Annotated in this window: 15 protein-coding genes; 10 read left to right on the top strand and 5 right to left on the bottom strand. The window is 41.6% G+C overall.

Annotated features, from left to right (window positions below; all coding sequences use genetic code 11):
• Positions 1 to 228: 228 nt before the first annotated feature.
• Positions 229 to 1,536: a lysine N(6)-hydroxylase/L-ornithine N(5)-oxygenase family protein gene (locus HM131_RS02990; RefSeq protein WP_085027793.1), complete on the bottom strand. Its 1,308-nt coding sequence runs from the start codon at positions 1,534 to 1,536 to the stop codon at positions 229 to 231.
• Between the two features lie 126 nt (positions 1,537 to 1,662).
• Between HM131_RS02990 and HM131_RS02985 the strand changes: the two genes are divergently transcribed.
• From HM131_RS02985 to HM131_RS02940, 10 genes are all read left to right on the top strand, one after another.
• On the top strand, positions 1,663 to 2,124 hold the full coding sequence (locus HM131_RS02985; RefSeq protein WP_232324862.1) for a GNAT family N-acetyltransferase: 462 nt from the start codon (positions 1,663 to 1,665) through the stop codon (positions 2,122 to 2,124).
• 238 nt (positions 2,125 to 2,362) lie between these two features.
• Complete coding sequence (locus HM131_RS02980; protein ID WP_085027789.1) at positions 2,363 to 3,376, top strand: LacI family DNA-binding transcriptional regulator; 1,014 nt, start codon at positions 2,363 to 2,365, stop codon at positions 3,374 to 3,376.
• 29 nt (positions 3,377 to 3,405) lie between these two features.
• Positions 3,406 to 4,731: an ABC transporter substrate-binding protein gene (locus HM131_RS02975; protein ID WP_085027787.1), complete on the top strand. Its 1,326-nt coding sequence runs from the start codon at positions 3,406 to 3,408 to the stop codon at positions 4,729 to 4,731.
• Between the two features lie 80 nt (positions 4,732 to 4,811).
• Positions 4,812 to 6,125 (top strand): carbohydrate ABC transporter permease, encoded by a 1,314-nt coding sequence (locus HM131_RS02970; protein ID WP_085027785.1) that lies wholly within the window; start codon positions 4,812 to 4,814, stop codon positions 6,123 to 6,125.
• 14 nt (positions 6,126 to 6,139) lie between these two features.
• The gene (locus HM131_RS02965) at positions 6,140 to 6,967 is read left to right on the top strand and encodes a carbohydrate ABC transporter permease (protein WP_085027784.1); all 828 of its coding nucleotides are present in this window, start codon (positions 6,140 to 6,142) and stop codon (positions 6,965 to 6,967) included.
• A gap of 18 nt (positions 6,968 to 6,985) precedes the next feature.
• Positions 6,986 to 8,686: a glycoside hydrolase family 13 protein gene (locus HM131_RS02960; protein ID WP_085027782.1), complete on the top strand. Its 1,701-nt coding sequence runs from the start codon at positions 6,986 to 6,988 to the stop codon at positions 8,684 to 8,686.
• A gap of 236 nt (positions 8,687 to 8,922) precedes the next feature.
• Positions 8,923 to 10,470, top strand: coding sequence for a spore germination protein (locus HM131_RS02955; RefSeq protein WP_198162706.1), 1,548 nt, complete (start codon positions 8,923 to 8,925; stop codon positions 10,468 to 10,470).
• A 2-nt stretch (positions 10,471 to 10,472) separates the two neighbouring features.
• Positions 10,473 to 11,678, top strand: a complete 1,206-nt coding sequence (locus HM131_RS02950) for a Ger(x)C family spore germination protein (RefSeq protein WP_085027777.1) — start codon at positions 10,473 to 10,475, stop codon at positions 11,676 to 11,678.
• A gap of 72 nt (positions 11,679 to 11,750) precedes the next feature.
• A complete protein-coding gene (locus HM131_RS02945) occupies positions 11,751 to 11,912 on the top strand; it encodes a hypothetical protein (RefSeq protein ID WP_157130748.1) in 162 nt (53 codons plus the stop codon).
• A 22-nt stretch (positions 11,913 to 11,934) separates the two neighbouring features.
• The gene (locus HM131_RS02940) at positions 11,935 to 13,053 is read left to right on the top strand and encodes a GerAB/ArcD/ProY family transporter (RefSeq protein ID WP_085027773.1); all 1,119 of its coding nucleotides are present in this window, start codon (positions 11,935 to 11,937) and stop codon (positions 13,051 to 13,053) included.
• Positions 13,054 to 13,090: 37 nt separating this feature from the next.
• Here the strand turns inward: HM131_RS02940 and HM131_RS02935 are convergent, their stop codons facing one another.
• From HM131_RS02935 to HM131_RS02920, 4 genes are all read right to left on the bottom strand, one after another.
• Positions 13,091 to 13,540, bottom strand: a complete 450-nt coding sequence (locus HM131_RS02935; protein WP_085027771.1) for a hypothetical protein — start codon at positions 13,538 to 13,540, stop codon at positions 13,091 to 13,093.
• A gap of 158 nt (positions 13,541 to 13,698) precedes the next feature.
• Entirely contained in the window at positions 13,699 to 14,361 is a 663-nt protein-coding gene (locus HM131_RS02930; RefSeq protein WP_085027769.1) for a 3-oxoacid CoA-transferase subunit B, read from the bottom strand.
• Entirely contained in the window at positions 14,346 to 15,047 is a 702-nt protein-coding gene (locus HM131_RS02925) for a CoA transferase subunit A (protein ID WP_085027767.1), read from the bottom strand. Before HM131_RS02925 ends, HM131_RS02930 begins: the two co-directional genes overlap by 16 nt.
• Positions 15,048 to 15,061: 14 nt before the next feature.
• The gene (locus tag HM131_RS02920) at positions 15,062 to 16,429 is read right to left on the bottom strand and encodes an aspartate aminotransferase family protein (protein WP_085027765.1); all 1,368 of its coding nucleotides are present in this window, start codon (positions 16,427 to 16,429) and stop codon (positions 15,062 to 15,064) included.
• Positions 16,430 to 16,634 lie beyond the last annotated feature (205 nt).

The raw sequence follows: 16,634 nt of genomic DNA, 5'->3' as shown, positions 1-16,634 counted from the left end.
TTAGAGGAGAGTGAACCGGGAAACTAACTCTGTTCCCATGACCTGTTCACTCAGATGTGGAGTGAAACCATATTTATCGTTACCTAATCGAGACTCTTTTCCCAAACGTGATGATTTCGAGCCCTGTAATAATGATTAGGGGAAGGAAAATAGGCAGAGTCCTGCTTCGCAGAAAGCGGCCCGTTTTCCTTCCCCCTCTTCTCTAATAGCCGTACGAAACCAGATTAATTATACAGTGAACGATTGGAAAATGTTCTTTTCATTCATAGGATATACTTCACGATCAAGAAGGTGATTGATGATGACTTTATTCCTGTGGACGGCAAGCCCCAGGTTAGTAGAGCCAACTCCATGGGTATGAGAAATCCCGCTATGGACATACATTTCATTCTCGGATGGTTTCTGTTGCTTGAGACGATAATCAGCAGTCACTTTATAGCGGCCCTCGTCGTCCCATTCAAGGAAATCCTCCAGGTGATGCACAAATGCAGGTACGTTTGGCTTATACCCTGTAGCTGCAATGACCATTTCACTCTCATGAGTGAACTCCTCTTTCTTTTGCCAATGATAGCAGCTTAACTCATAAGTGCCGTCTGTCTTTTGTTTAATGTCATTGACTTCACTAAGAACCTGGAGACCAACATTCAGTTCATCACGACCTATAGAATACTCATACAACAAATTGTATATATCGTTGATGGTATGATTGCTAATCCCTTTATAATAAAGGCCTTGAGAGGCGAAGATTTCGTCCTTCTGCTTCTGTGGAAGTTGATAAAAATAATTCACGTAATCAGGGGAAAAATGCTCTAGGCTTAGTTTCGATTCTTCCATAGAAGCAAACCCTGGGGAACGCGTGATCCAATCCAGTCGAAATCCGCAGTTCCTCTGCTCCTTCAACAATTCACGGAAGGTCTCTGCAGCACTTTGCCCTGAACCTACGACTGTGATGGATTTCGCGTGACGGCAGCGCTCCTGATTAGGAAGGAAGTTTGCCGTATGAAAGACATCTTTTTCAGGAAGTCCTTGAAATGATTTCGGCATGACCGGTTCACTTCCTGTCCCCATTACCAAATTTTTTGCACGGTAAGCTGAGGTTTCATTTGTCGATAGATCCGTCACTTCCACCTCATAATAAGTTTCCGTTTCTTTGACGTGGCGCACACCTGTGACACGCTTTCCAAACTGACAGCTGTCCAATTGTTCTGCAACCCATTGGCAGTAGTCATTGTATTCTCGCCGTGGAATATCCAACCTTTGTAAAAAATAGAACTGATACATCCGGTCATTTTTGCTAATATAATTCAAAAAGCTATACGGGTTCGTAGGATCTGCCATCGTTACTAAATCAGCAAGAAAAGGAACCTGCAATTTCGTCCCCTCAATAAGCATCCCCGGGTGCCAGTCAAACCCTTCATTTTGTTCAAAGAACAGACTGTCCACCTGTTCAAACCCATCCAGTAAAGCTGCTAAGCTGAGGTTGAAAGGCCCAACCCCTACACCAATTAAGTCATACATCTTCTCTTGTTGTCCCATCAAAATTCACTACTCCTTTTTCTGAAGAGCCACCCTCTTCAGAAATCTTTACCGCTAGTTATATGGTACCATAATCACACGAAAACTATAATAGCGATAAATAAGATGCATTCTGAGGTGAATTTATTGAACGAACTATCTTGGAAAAAAGTAACGAAGCGAAATAACTTATTGGATTATTTACTGCTTGCAGATGAAGACAAAGCCATTGTTCAAGAATACATCAATGAAGGGGAAATGTTTGAGCTATTTTGCGAAGGCAGATCCGTTGGTGTCTGCTTGTTTACTTTTCCTGACCAGCAAACAGTAGAAATTAAAAATATAGCGATCCTTGAGGATTACAGAGGCTTAGGAATAGGCAGCAACACGATTAAGATCGCTGTCACCTATTATAAGGAGAAAGGCTTTCAGCAGCTGCTCGTTGGAACAGCGAATTCAAGTATTGGGAATTTTGCCTTTTACCAAAAAGCCGGCTTTCGTTTTTATGATATTCGAAAAGATTTCTTCCTCACCTATCCTGAGCCAATTTTTGAGAATGGGATAAGAGCTATAGACATGATTGTTTTCCAGCTTCCCTTAAGAAAGTAATTAGGACAAAAAGGAATCATTGTCAAAATTCGCTATAATTTATTAGAAAATTCGATTATTTTTCAGAATATTTAAAAATACTGTTGAAATTTCAATAGACATGAAATATACTTTACACAAGTTATTGAAAACGGTTTCAAAAATCGCAACTATTGTTTTAGCAAGCATTTATCTCTTTTCATTTAGATATTTTTGAAATCGGTTTCAATAATTCATAAGCAAGAGAGGAGGTTTGATAGTGGTAACGATTGATGATGTAGCCAGGCTGGCTGGACTCTCAAAATCAACTGTTTCAAGGGTAATAAATAACTACCCCCACGTTTCTCCAGCAAAGAAGCAAAAGGTATATCAAGCTATGGATGCACTTGGCTATGTCCCGAACTCTTCTGCACGCAGTCTCCGGAACAAAAAAACGCAAATGATTGCGGTCCTTGTCCCAAGACTCATGAACCCTTTCTTCGGTCAGTTGGTTGAATCCATGGAGATCGAAGCCACCAAAAACGGGTTTCAGCTATTGATTTGTCAGACAATGTACTCCAAAGAGACAGAGCTTGGCCACTTGGAATTATTAAAAATGAAACAAGTGGACGGCATGATCTTAGCTTCCCTGGAAAACGAATGGGAGACCGTTTCTGAATACTTACCTTATGGCCCATTAGTGATGTGTAACGAGTTTGAGGATTCCGCTAATATTCCTATCATTAAGCTGGATCAAATTCACGGGGGATATATAGCGACGAAGCACTTGCTCAGGCAAGGACACCGTAAGCTTGCCTATTGTACAGGCGGCCACAAGAGCATGGTTGGCCAACATAGAAAAATAGGTTTTGAGAAAGCCCTGAAAGAACATGGTTTGACGTTTGAGAATAGGTACGGGTTTTTCAGTGCTTACTCTATTGAACATGGCATTGAAGTTTTCAAACAAATCCACCAGATGAAAGACCCTCCCACAGCTGTTTTTACAGGCAGTGATGAAGTTGCTGCCGGTATCATTACCGGTGCGAAGGAATATGGTGTTGACGTGCCAGGCGAACTTTCAGTCATAGGCTTTGACAATCAAGTGATCTCAAAGATTATGGATCCGAAGATTTCCACTGTTGAACAACCGATTGAGCTTATGGCACAGCAATCCATCCAAGTTTTGATTGAGACGATTAAAAGTAAGGATTTCCCTAAACGAGAGCGATATGAATTCCCTCTCGAACTCATCATCCGAGAATCAACAGTAAGCGGCCCTTTAAGAGCTGTATAACATTCGAACAATAATTAGGAGGTTAATTGATGAAAGCAAAACTATGGTTTTTGTCTATCCTGTTCATTTTGGTATTAGCATTAGTCGGATGCAGCGGAGGCGGAGATGACTCAGGTTCTGAAGATACAAGTGGAGAAGAAGGTACTTCAGAAAATAGTGAAGGCGAATCTTCCGATGAAGTCGTCACGTTAACGTGGGCACGTGGTCAAGACTCTACACAAGCTTCTGAGAAATTGATTGAGGAGTTCAACAAAAAGAACCCTAACATCCAAGTTGAACTTCGTGAAATGCCTTCAGACACAGGCCAGCAGCACGACGCTTATGTAACTCAGCTGAACGCTGAATCCTCTGAAATTGACGTCATGGATATGGACGTTATCTGGCCTGCAGAGTTTGCACAAGCAGGATATGTTCTTGAACTAGACCGCTTTATCCAGCGTGATGGAATTGACATGGACAAGTACAACCAGGGAGCTGTATCTGCAGCAAACTTCAACGGAAAACAGTGGGCAATGCCTAAGTTCATCGATACAGGAATGCTTTTCTATCGCACAGATATCGTTAGTGAAGATGAAGTACCTCAAACATGGGACGAACTGATCGAATCGGCTCAGGCGAAAAAAGGTGAAGGTGGAACAGAATTCGGTTACTTGATGCAAGCGAAACAATACGAAGGTCTTGTTTGTAATGTGGTGGAATTCATCCACGCTTACGGCGGACAGATTCTTGATGATAGCGGTGAAGTTGCTGTCGATAGTCCTGAAACAGTCAAAGGGATTTCTAAGCTAGTCGAGATTGCCAACTCTGATTTCGTTCCAGGAAACATCAACACATTTACGGAAGTTGAATCACACACAGCGTTCATCGAAGGCCAATCTCCTTACATCCGTAACTGGCCTTACCAGTGGAACCTTGCCAATGATGAAAATGAGTCGGAAATCGTAGGAAATGTGGGTGTCGCTCCCCTACCAGCTGGTGATGAAGGCAGTGCAGCCGCTCTAGGTGGATGGATGGCTGGAATTAACAAATATTCTGAGCACAAAGAAGAAGCTTGGGAATTTGTTAAGTTCATGACAGGACCAGAAGGCCAGAAGATCTCCGCAATCTATGGTGGACTAGCTCCTACCCTACCAGAACTATTTGAAGATGAGGAAATTCTTGAGGCTAACCCATTCTTCAAAGAAGAAGGTTTCCAAAAAGCTCTAGAAGGTGCCGTATCACGACCAGTTGCACCTAACTACCCTGAAGTTTCTGAAATCATTCAAATCAACGTTTCTAAAGCCATTGCAGGTGAACTTACTCCTGAGGAAGCAGCTGCAACAATGGAAGAAGAACTGAACAACGTCATGCAATAAATTGGTTAAACCGATTTAGCCTTCAAGTTGTACGACAGCTTGGAGGCTGAATCCTTTATGCCCCAAAAGGAGGGACTACCTTGGCAAAAAGCTTAAACGACTCGCAGAAGAAGGAAAGAAGACTCGGTTATTTACTCGTCGCCCCTTCATTGATACTTATATTAGCCATTGCAATATGGCCTGTTATCCAGTCCTTTTACTTTAGTTTATTTGACTACCGATTGAACGACCCTGCAAAATCCGATATCCACTTTTCCTACACCCTAGACTTAGAACAGTATTTAGACAGTCAGCCTTTCCTAATTACTGCACTTGATGATGAAATCGAAGAAGCACCTCCACAAGTTGCTTCGACATTAGAAGATATTAAAAGCAACATGCAAGCTTACGATGAAGAATTAGTGCAAGATGAAAAGATTGCAAAAAGATATGAGCAAGTGAATGAGAAACTCTTCAACTTTGAAATCCCTAGTGATGATTTAAAGTTCGTTGAGATCGATCGCTCATTTGGTGAAGACTTCAAGGAAACATTTGAACAAGTAGAGCGGCGTTTGAACGAACTTGAAGATCAGGAAGCATTGACTGATGCAAACCGACTGACAGGTTTAGCAAACGCTATTAATGACAGTATCATCGAGCCAAATTTCATCGGTTTTAGCCACTATGAAAAAAATCTAACAGATACACGGATGTGGCGTTCCTTAATGAATACGGGGATTTTCACACTCGTTTCCGTTGGATTTGAGCTTGTGCTTGGTATGGGAATTGCATTGTTAATCAATAAAGCATTCTTCGGGCGTGGGCTCGTGCGTGCTTCCATTCTGATTCCGTGGGCCATTCCTACAGCGGTATCCGCCCTCATGTGGAAATTCCTTTACGATGGTCAGAACGGTATTGTCGCCCACTTCTTTGAACAGATTGGGATTATCGATTCTATGAGTAGTCTCTTAACCACACCGGTCGGGGCTATGGCAGCCGTTATTTTAACAGATGTATGGAAAACAACTCCATACATGGCATTATTGCTGCTAGCAGGACTACAAACGATTCCTACCTCTCTTTACGAAGCAGCTAGTATTGATGGTGCCAACAAGTGGAAACAGTTCCTAAAGATCACGTTGCCTTTAATGAAATCTAGTATTCTAGTAGCTCTCCTTTTCCGTACGTTAGATGCGTTCCGCGTATTTGACTTGATCTTCGTTCTGACAGGCGGTGGACCAGCGAACTCAACAGAAACGATCTCAATACTCGCCTACAAAGTCATGTTCTCACAAACGAACTTCGGAGAAGGCTCTGCGCTTGCCGTTATTGTTTTCATCTGTGTAGCGATTATTTCAGCGATCTATATTAAGTTCCTTGGTTCAGACCTTCTTGGGGACGGAGCTAAAAAATAAAGGAGTGAGAAGAAATGAATAAAAAAGCAGGCGTACGTTTTTACCTGTTCTTAGCGATCTTTGTATTTGTCATTATGTTCCCGTTCCTTTGGATCCTTCTTAGCTCCATTAAACCTTTATCGGAGCTCTTCGGCCCTCAAGCGTTCAATTGGTTTACAAGCGATCCGACGTTCCAAAGTTACGTGTCCGTATTTACAAACTATCCATTTTTAACTTATTTATGGAATAGTACAGTGATATCAACCATTACGACCGTCTATACCGTATTTGTAGCAGCTTTTGCAGCTTATGCAATTGCACGGCTTCGCTTCCGCGGGAAATCCATCATTCTAGGTGTTGTATTATCCGTTTCGATGTTCCCGCAAATTGCAACCATCTCCCCTATCTATATTTTCTTGAAAAATGTAGGGCTTACAAACAGCTACTTAGGGTTGATCATCCCTTATACAACGTTCGCTTTGCCACTTTCCATCTGGTTACTTGTGACTTTCTTCCGCAAGATTCCTTTTGACTTGGAAGAATCAGCAAAGATGGATGGTGCGTCTATGATGCAAACGTATTTCCGTATCATTTTGCCGTTAGCGATTCCGGGGATTTTCACAACAGCGATTCTTGTGTTTATTGCAGCGTGGAATGAATTCCTATTCGCTTTGACAATCAACACAGCGGAAAGCTATAAAACTGTTCCTGTTGGTATTGGGATGTTCCAGGGTCAATACACGATTCCCTGGGGAGAGATCTCAGCTGCTACGGTAATCGTAACGGTACCGTTAGTCATCATGGTTCTATTCTTCCAGCGACGTATTGTTTCCGGTTTGACTTCAGGTGCCGTCAAAGAGTAATGAGAGGAGAATGAAATTATGTCAAAATCCACTCAGTGGTGGAAAGAGTCAGTTGTCTATCAAATCTATCCCAGGAGCTTCAATGACAGTAACGGGGATGGGATCGGTGACATTGAAGGAATTATTCAGAAGCTTGACTATCTCGTAGAACTCGGAATCGATGTGGTCTGGCTCTCCCCTATTTACAAGTCGCCGAATGATGATATGGGATACGATATTAGTGATTATCAAGACATCATGGCAGAGTTCGGAACACTTGAGGATTGGGACAGATTAATTACTCAAATGCATGAAAAAGGCCTGAAACTCGTCATGGACCTCGTTGTCAATCATACTTCTGATGAGCATCCATGGTTTGTAGAAGCAAGGAAGTCGAAAGATAACCCTTATCGAGACTATTATATTTGGCGGCCTCCAAGTGAAGATGGAAAAGAGCCAAATAACTGGCAGTCATTTTTCAGCGGCTCTGCCTGGCAATATGATGAAGCGACAGAAGAATACTATCTGCATTTGTTTACGAAAAAGCAGCCGGATTTAAACTGGGAGAACCCTGAAGTTCGTCATAAAGTCTACGACATGATGAGATGGTGGTTAGACCGCGGTGTCGATGGTTTCCGAATGGACGTCATTAATCTTATTTCCAAAGTGGAAGGACTGCCAGATGCTCCTATCGCTAAGCCTGAAGAAAAATATCAATGGGGCAGTGATTTTTTCGCAAACGGTCCCCGCTTTATGGAATTCATGAATGAAATGAAAGAAGAAGTGCTGGACCATTATGATATTCTCACGGTTGGTGAAACTGGATTCGTCACCCCTGAAGAAGGAAAACAGTTTACAAACGAAGAAGACGGCGTACTGTCTATGCTCTTTCAATTCCAACACATGGATATTGATGCTCAGCCTGGAGGGCAAATGGGCAAGTGGGAGATCAAAGACTGGAAGCTTACTGAATTAAAAGAAATTATGTCTAAGTGGCAGGTTGAGCTTTACAACAAAGGCTGGAACTCTTTGTATCTTGAAAATCATGACCAGCCCCGTTCGGTCTCGCGATTCGGTGATGATGAGGAGTACCACAAGGAAAGCGCGAAGATGCTTGCCACCTGGTACCATATGATGCAAGGAACACCATATATTTACCAGGGGCAAGAACTCGGCATGACAAACGTCCACTTCCCTTCGATTGAAGATTATAAAGACGTAGAAATCATCAATTTATGGAACGACCTTGTCGAGACCAGAGGCTATGACCCAGACAAAGTCCTCCACTCTATTCATGAAAAAGGTCGTGACAATGCACGCACCCCTATGCAGTGGGATGATTCCAAGAATGGCGGCTTTACAGATGGCACCCCTTGGATCAAGGTGAATCCAAACTACAAAGAAATAAATGCGGAAGCAGCCTTAAAGGATCCGGACTCCATTTTTTATCACTATAAAAAACTTGTCCAGCTGCGCAAAGAGCACGATGTCATTGTTTATGGCGAGTATGAACTCGTATGGGAGAGCGACGAACAAGTTTATGCTTATACTCGTACTTACGAAGATCAGTCTCTTCTCGTGATTGCAAACTTCAAAAAAGAAAAACTTGAACGAGAATGGCCTGAGAACTTCCATTACAATGAAAGTGACGTTTTGATTCAGAATTATGATGAAGCTCCTAAAGTTGAAGATGGCAAGCTGACACTTCGCCCTTACGAAGCTGTCGTGTATAAGTTTTAATTAGGAAAAGCGGCCCTTATTGGGTCGCTTTTTATTATTGTTCCTTAACTGTGCAGGATTGTTCCCTAACTACAAAAGATTGTTCCTTAATTCTCCGTATTGTTCCCGCGCGTGTTCCAATTGGTCCCCTAACTCATTCATATTGTTCCTTATCCCTAATAAGGTAGACACCATTTTCATAAAAAACCAAAATGTGCACATGCTAACCAAAAATCTACTTGAAAGGAGCATGTGCGGTGAAACGGGATAAAACAGAAACACAAAATCAGAAGCAAAATGATAAACAACAAGAAAACCAGACTCCTCCTCGCCCACTCATTCCTTCTGTAGATAAAAGCGTCGACTTTATTAAAGAGTCACTAGGAAACAGTTCTGACCTTGTTGTAAGAAGATTCATGATCAATAAGTCTCCGTGCGCTGTATTGTATATCGACGGAATGGTAAATAAGGAAACCATTCAGAATTTTATTATGGAAGCCCTCATGCTCGAGATGCCTCCTAAACGCGCATCTGTCCGTCGTTTATATGAAATGATTAAAGATGCTTCATTACCTATCGGTGAGCTTAGTGAACTTGATAATTATGAAGATTTATTCAAACGGTTATTATCTGGTGAAACGATCTTTCTGTTAGATCGAGAAGAAAAATCTTTAGCAGCAAGTACCAGAGGCTGGAGAGACCGTGGGGTACAGGAAACGACTTCAGAAAGTGTTATCCGTGGGCCTAAAGAGGCGTTCACAGAAACACTGCGCACCAACACCTCTCTGCTACGAAGAAAAATTAAAGACTCAAAACTAAGAATTGATGCTAAATCAATCGGAAAGATGACAAATACAGATGTTGCTGTTGTCTACCTTGAAGGGACTGCTCAGGATTCTGTTGTCAAAGAAGTTCATAAACGTTTAGACCAAATTGACATTGACAGCATTCTTGAGAGTGGCTATTTGGAAGAGTATATCCAAGATGCCCAGTACTCTCCTTTTCCAACAGTTTATTATTCAGAAAAACCCGATGCCATCGCTGCGGGGATTCTAGAAGGGCGTGTCGCTATTATTACGGATGGAACCCCTGACGTTTTATTGTGTCCTGCCCTATTCGTAAACTTCTTTCATTCCAGTGAAGATTACTATCAACGTGCAGATATTGGAACGCTCATTCGTATTCTACGATTAATTTGTTTTAACATCGCTTTATTTATGCCGTCCTTGTATATTGCTTTTACCACTTTCCACCCTGAGATGATCCCATCTCAACTACTAGTCAGTCTTGCTGCTCAAAGAGAAGGTGTGCCCTTCCCTGCCTTCGTAGAAGCTTTAATTATGGAGCTGACCTTTGAGATTCTAAGAGAAGCAGGAGTGCGATTACCAAAACCTGTAGGTTCAGCTGTGTCTATTGTTGGAGCCCTCGTCCTTGGGAATTCGGCGGTGCAAGCAGGGCTTGTTTCACCAGCAATGGTTATTGTCGTTGCGATTACTGCAATCAGTAGCTTTGTTGTCCCATCATATAATATGGCGATTCCAATTCGAATCATTAGGTTTATATTTATGGTTCTGGGAGCGACATTTGGATTATTCGGAATCATCCTTGGTCTGATAGCCATGGTCTTCCACTTAACCAGTTTGAAATCTTTTGGAGTCCCTTACATGTCGCCCTTCGCTCCTTTTGTTCCCAAAGATCAAAAGGATGTTTTACTTCGACTCCCTCACTGGGGGCTGTTTTCCAGACCATCCTCGTTTGTTAAAGAGAATGAGAAACGAACAAGCCCTTCATCAAAGGAGAACTGATTATGAAATGTAAACCCAAGGCTCTTTCCATAATTACACGAACTCTTTTAGTGATGAGCTGCTTACTTATCTTGTCAGGATGTTGGAACAGCAGGGAATTGGATGAATTGGGAATTGCTGTTGCCATTGGAATTGATAAAAATGATGATAATCAATATAAAATCGCCGTACAAGTGATCAATCCTTCTGAAATTGCGACAGATGCACCAACCACTCGCCCACCAGTATCAACTTATACGACAACGGGTGAAACAATCTTTGAAGCTTTTAGGTTACTGGCGAAGAAATCCCCAAGGAAAATTTACTTTTCTCAACTTCGCTTAGCTGTCCTGAGTAGTGAAGTTGCAGAAGAAGGCATTATGCCTATCTTAGATTTTCTTTATCGAGATCATGAATTTAGAACATCTTTTTACGCTGTAGTAGCCAAGAATGCCTCAGCAGAGAGTATATTGAGTATCATTACCCCGTATGAAAAAATTCCAGCAAATAAGGTGATGAGCTCTATAGATACGACAGAAAAAAACTGGGGAGCAGCTAAGGGAGTATCCATAGATAAATTGATTTCTGCCATTAAAAGTAAAGGAGAAAATCCTGTGTTGAGCGGTATAAACTTAATTGGAGAAGAAGAACTTGGAACAAATATCAGCAACGTCGAAAACGTCGATGCTCCTACAAAGCTTGAAATTGATTACCTTGCCATGTTTAAAGATGACAAACTTGTAGGCTGGTTGACGGAGGAACAGAGCCGGGGATTGAACTTTGTCACAGGAAACATAAATAGTGCGATCATCACAGAGCCTTGTGATGATGGAAAGTTAAGCATTGAAATTCTAAGATCTCAAGCCTCTATGAAGTCGAAGATCAAAAGTGACAGACCTGTGGTGACTATTGAAATTGAAACAGAAGGAAATGTAGGTGAAATAGATTGTAAAATTGACCTTAGTAAACCAGAATCTCTTGACAAGCTCAATAAAAAAGTGGACAAAGCGATCAAAGAGATGATTGAAGCAAGTATTCAAACAGCTAAAGAGTCTGGCAGTGATATCTTTGGATTTGGAAACGTTGTCCATCGTGATAACCCTAAGTATTTCAAGAAAGTAGAAAAAGATTGGAATAGCCAGTTCAAAGAGTTAGAAGTCGAAATAAAAGTGAATACAGAACTTCGAAGAAAAGGAACTGCCACCCAGCCAATTAACAAGGAAGGATAGTGAGCTAAGATGTGGCACACCCTATTAGTAATTTCTGCTTCGATTGGTATCTTTCTATTAGAGTTCCCAAGGATGAAACGAGCCAAAAAAAAGAAGGAAATGTGGTACTTCACCATCCTGCTTTTCATTATGACCTTCATAGCTGTCCTAGAAAGCAGAGGAGTGGAGCTGCCTAACCCGCTAGACTATATTCAATCGTTTTATCGAGCCATTCATTCATGGTTCGGGTTCTAACATAAAGAAAGGATCGAATGGTATGGATAAACAAATCATGGATAATCAAAAAATAAGTCCCCGTCAATACATGCTGATTGTCATCCTATTTACAATCGGTAGCTCGATCCTTATTGTCCCTACTCCTTTAGCCGTCCAGGCAAAGCAGGATGCCTGGATCGCGTTAATACTTTCGATTTTGTTAGGCAGCTGCCTCATCCTCTTTTACAATAAAATCGGGGAATTATCTGCTGGGAAGACATTTGTCCAAGCATCCAATTATGTGTTTGGCGCATGGTTTGGCAGAATTCTCAGCTTTTTTTATCTATCCTTCATCTACATTTTGGCTGCGCTTGTACTAAGAAACATCGGCGATTTCATGACAACTCAAATCATTCCTGAAACTCCACTGCAGTTTACACATATTCTCTTTCTACTTGTCATCATCGCCAGTGCTTATTTGGGTATAGAAACGATTGGCCGTTCTGCTGAGATATTCATGCCCTGGTTGGTTCTCTTGATTATTTTTTTGACTATTTCTTTGACACCACAAATCAGTCTGGATAATCTAAAGCCTATGTTCGAAAATGGTGTGACGCCAATTTTAAGTGCTTCAACTATTCTAGTTGGAACTCCTTTACTGGAGATGGTCACTCTTTTAATGATTTTTCCCTATGTAAAAGAAAGCAAAAAAACTAGGCACGGTTGGCTATTGGGAATGTTGTTGGGCGGGGGATCGCTATTTTTGATTACACTTTTATGCCTCCTTGTCCTGGGTAGTGATCTTACTGCCCTAAACGCTTATCCTAGTTATAGAATTGGGCAGAAAATCAATATAGCAGGCTTTTTAGAAGGGCTGGAAATCATTGTAGCCATCATATGGATGATCACGATCTTTTTCAAATTGGTTGTGCTTTATTATGCATCTTCCATCGGCATAGCCCAATTTCTTAAGATGGACGACCACAGACCTTTACTTCTCCCCTTAGGAATTGGGATGGTGGTTCTATCGATCGTTGCCTACCCTGATGTCGCTTATTTCGAAACGTTTGTCGGTGAGATATGGTTATCGTATGCCCTAACCCATGGTCTCTTTTTACCTTTCTTATTATGGATCGGTCTTGTGATAAAGAAAAAAAGGAAAGAAAAGAAAACGACATAAAAGGAGGCGTACCTATAACAGGCACGCCTCCTTTCTTCTATACTTCATCTGTACTTAGAGCGTTTAAGATCACTTTTTTCAGTTGAGGAGTCAGTTCCTTCAAACCTTCTACACTATAAATACCTGTAAAGTATTGAATCACAAGTCCATCTACAAAAGAAACGAGATAGGAGGCTCCATTTGAAGTATGAATCATTGGGTACCTATCCTCTTTGTCCAACTCAGTGAGCTTTTCCTGTAAATGATCCACCATTTCGTTAAAAGCCCCACTGAAAGTTGTTCGATAAATTTCTCCTTGTGTATAACGGCTCATGACTGCTTTAATCAAATCAATATTTCGATCGTTATACTCCCAGGAATCATATAAAAATTGCTCTATGAAATCCTCAACAGTTGAGCTGGAGTTATCTTTCAATGCCTTTACGTAGTCATCCTCCAATTGTTTAAGAATTCGATCCATATCTTCGTGTGAAATTCGATGTTCCATCTTCTCACTCCCTCTTTATGTTGCGAGTACGATTCCCAACATGAGAAGATTTCACACATTTTCCATATATTTACTTAATGAAGCCGACTGCGAATTTGACTTTTCAACTTAGATTTCACAACAGATATCATTCATACAACATAACTAGATAAATGCGCTTAACTTACGATAACTAAATCATGAGCCACTTGCAGGGGCGCTTCTGTATGATCGATCACATCTTCTACCGTATATGTTGGCATGATTTCTTTTAACACTAAGCCACTACCTGTTACTTCAATAACAGCCATATCCGTGATAATCATGTTCACGCACCTTTTAGCAGTCAGTGGAAGCTTACATTCTTTTAATATCTTAAAATGACCATTTTTACTGACATGGCACATTACGACAATTACTTTCTTAGCCTTCTGAGCAAGCTCCATCGCCCCTCCTATTCCTGGGATACGTTTGCCTGGAACAATCCAGTTGGCAAGGTCTCCCTTCTCACTTACCTCAAGTCCACCAAGAATAGTAATGTCCAAACAACCTGAGCGTATAATTCCGAACGCCGTTGCACTGTCAAAATAAGAGGCCCCTGGAACAACGGTAACAGGGTAACCTCCGGCATTGCATAACATCGCATTTTCATCTCCTCGTTCTGGCGACTTGCCCATGCCTAACACACCATTTTCTGCTTGGAACATGACCTGTTTTTCCTGAGGAATGTGATTGGCTACAAGCGATGGTATTCCAATCCCTAGATTTACTATCATGCCATGTTCTATTTCCTGTGCAGCCCTTTTAGCAATAAGATTACGCCTATCTACTCCCATGCCCATTTCCAGTTCACCCCCTCCGTATGAATGACCATATCTACGAAAACACCCGGTGTCACAATACATTCCGGATCAAGCTCTCCTGCCGGAACTACCTCTTCTGCTTCTGCAATGGTGTAGTTGCCTGCCATTGCTACGAGGGGGGCAGTGTTACGAGCACTAGTGTCGTAGATCAAGTTACCAAACGTGTCCGCTTTTTTCGCATAAACGATGGATACGTCCGCTTTCAAAGGGGTTTCCAATAAGCACTCCTTATTTCCTACAATTATTTTCTTCTTTCCTTCTTCCACCATGCTGTCAACTCCGACATCAATCAGAATCCCTTCAAGACCTACACCACCAGCTCTTATGCGTTCGGCAAGTGTTCCTTGTGGTGAAAATTCAACCTCCAGCTTCCCTTCCGTCATCAATTGACCTGCGACAGGATTGGAGCCAATATGTGAGGCAATCAGTTTTTTAGCTCTTTCTTCACGTATGACTTTTCCTATACCGATGTGAGGAAACCCAGCATCATTTCCTATAAGCGTAAGATCCTTGACTCCCTTTTTCAAAATGGCGTCAATGATGGTAGGGGGATTTCCTATCCCGCCGAACCCTCCATACATAAGCGAGCAACCATCATTTATATGAGAAATCGCCTGTTCAACAGTAGCCACTTTATTAATAGGCATTTTTCTCTGTTGTACCATACGCCATCACACTCCTATCCGATGGAATCTACAACCCCTTGGACACTTAAATCCTCTTGAATTTCATCTACCATCTTTTCAAATAGATTGACTAGTAAGTCTACTTCTTGCTTCGTGATATTTATAGGTGGAGCAATAATGACTGCATCACCACCTCCACCTTCTATACCAGCTGTAGCCGGATATATCAGCAACCCCTTGTCACGAGCTGTTTCCACGAGTTTACTTGTCAGTGAAAGCTCCTTTTGAAAAGGGTGCTTGGTGAGAATGTTCGACACAAACTCAACACCGATCATCAATCCTTTTCCACGGATATCACCAATGATCGGATACTTCACAGCTACCTCCTTTAAAAGATTCATCAAATAATTGCCACTGACTTCAGATTTTTGGACAAGATCGTTTTTCTCTATATAATTGATCACGGCCAGTGCAACTGCTGCCGATTGAGGATTAGCACTATATGTGTGACCGCTCATCACAGAAGCTGATCCTGCCAGAATGGGCTTCATTACCTTTCCACTGGCAAGCGTGGCAGCCATCGGGGTATAGCCTGCACTCATTCCTTTACCTAGTGCAATGATGTCAGGTTTAACTCCCCAATGCTCCATTGCGAACATTTTCCCTGTCCTGCCTATTCCAGTCATCACTTCATCAGCAATGAACAATATATCGTGATCATTACAGATTTCTCTAACCATCTGATAATAGCCTTCAGGCGGGACAATCACCCCTCCAGCAGCACCGACAATTGGTTCTGCTATGAACGCGGCGATGTTGTCTGCCCCTTCACGCCGGATAGCCGTCTCCAATTCATTTGCACACATCAGCTGACAGCTTGGATATTTTTGATTGAATGGACAACGGTAACAATTCGGGGAAGATATGGTAGGTAATCTCTCCAGCAATGATACAAACCGTTCTCTTCTACCTATATGACCAGACATAGATAAAGCCCCCATTGTAATCCCGTGATAGCTGGACCATCTGGAAATGACTTTATTTTTCCGAAAGTTTCCTTTCTCCTGCCAGTATTGTATGGCTATTTTTAATGCTGTTTCCGTAGCTTCTGAACCACTGTTCACAAAAAAAGAAAAATATTCATCTTCTTCTCCGAAAACTAGCTGGTTCAATTTTTCTGCAAGCTTCTCCGCAGGTTCTGTTGTGAACTGAGAACGATAAACGAAGGAAATCTTCTTTGCCTGTTCATAGATAACTTCGATGATTTCAGGAACAGCATGACCAATACTAGATGTAACAGCGCCTGAAGATCCATCCAGATATTTTTTTCCTCTTTTGTCATAAATGAATACACCCTGTCCATACATGGCTGTCGGATAAAAATCTCGCATTACCGGTTTGATAAGATAGGATTGATTCATGGTTGTCCCTCCTTCACACACCTATTTTAGAAAATTTGTATTTGCTCGTTACTCCCTTTCAGCAGATGAGCGCCTTAAAATACAATTGGCTAATGCAGATTACAAAACTGATCAGTATTGATATTGCACAAAGTCTTATCAATCAAATTGATGAGTCTCTGTTAGATATTAGTTTTTAAACCTAATAGGGGTATTTACCTTAATA

The sequence above is a fragment of the Halobacillus mangrovi genome (assembly GCF_002097535.1).
Classification (GTDB): Bacteria; Bacillota; Bacilli; order Bacillales; family Halobacillaceae; genus Halobacillus; species Halobacillus mangrovi_A.
This window is presented reverse-complemented; position numbering and strand designations above follow the sequence as displayed.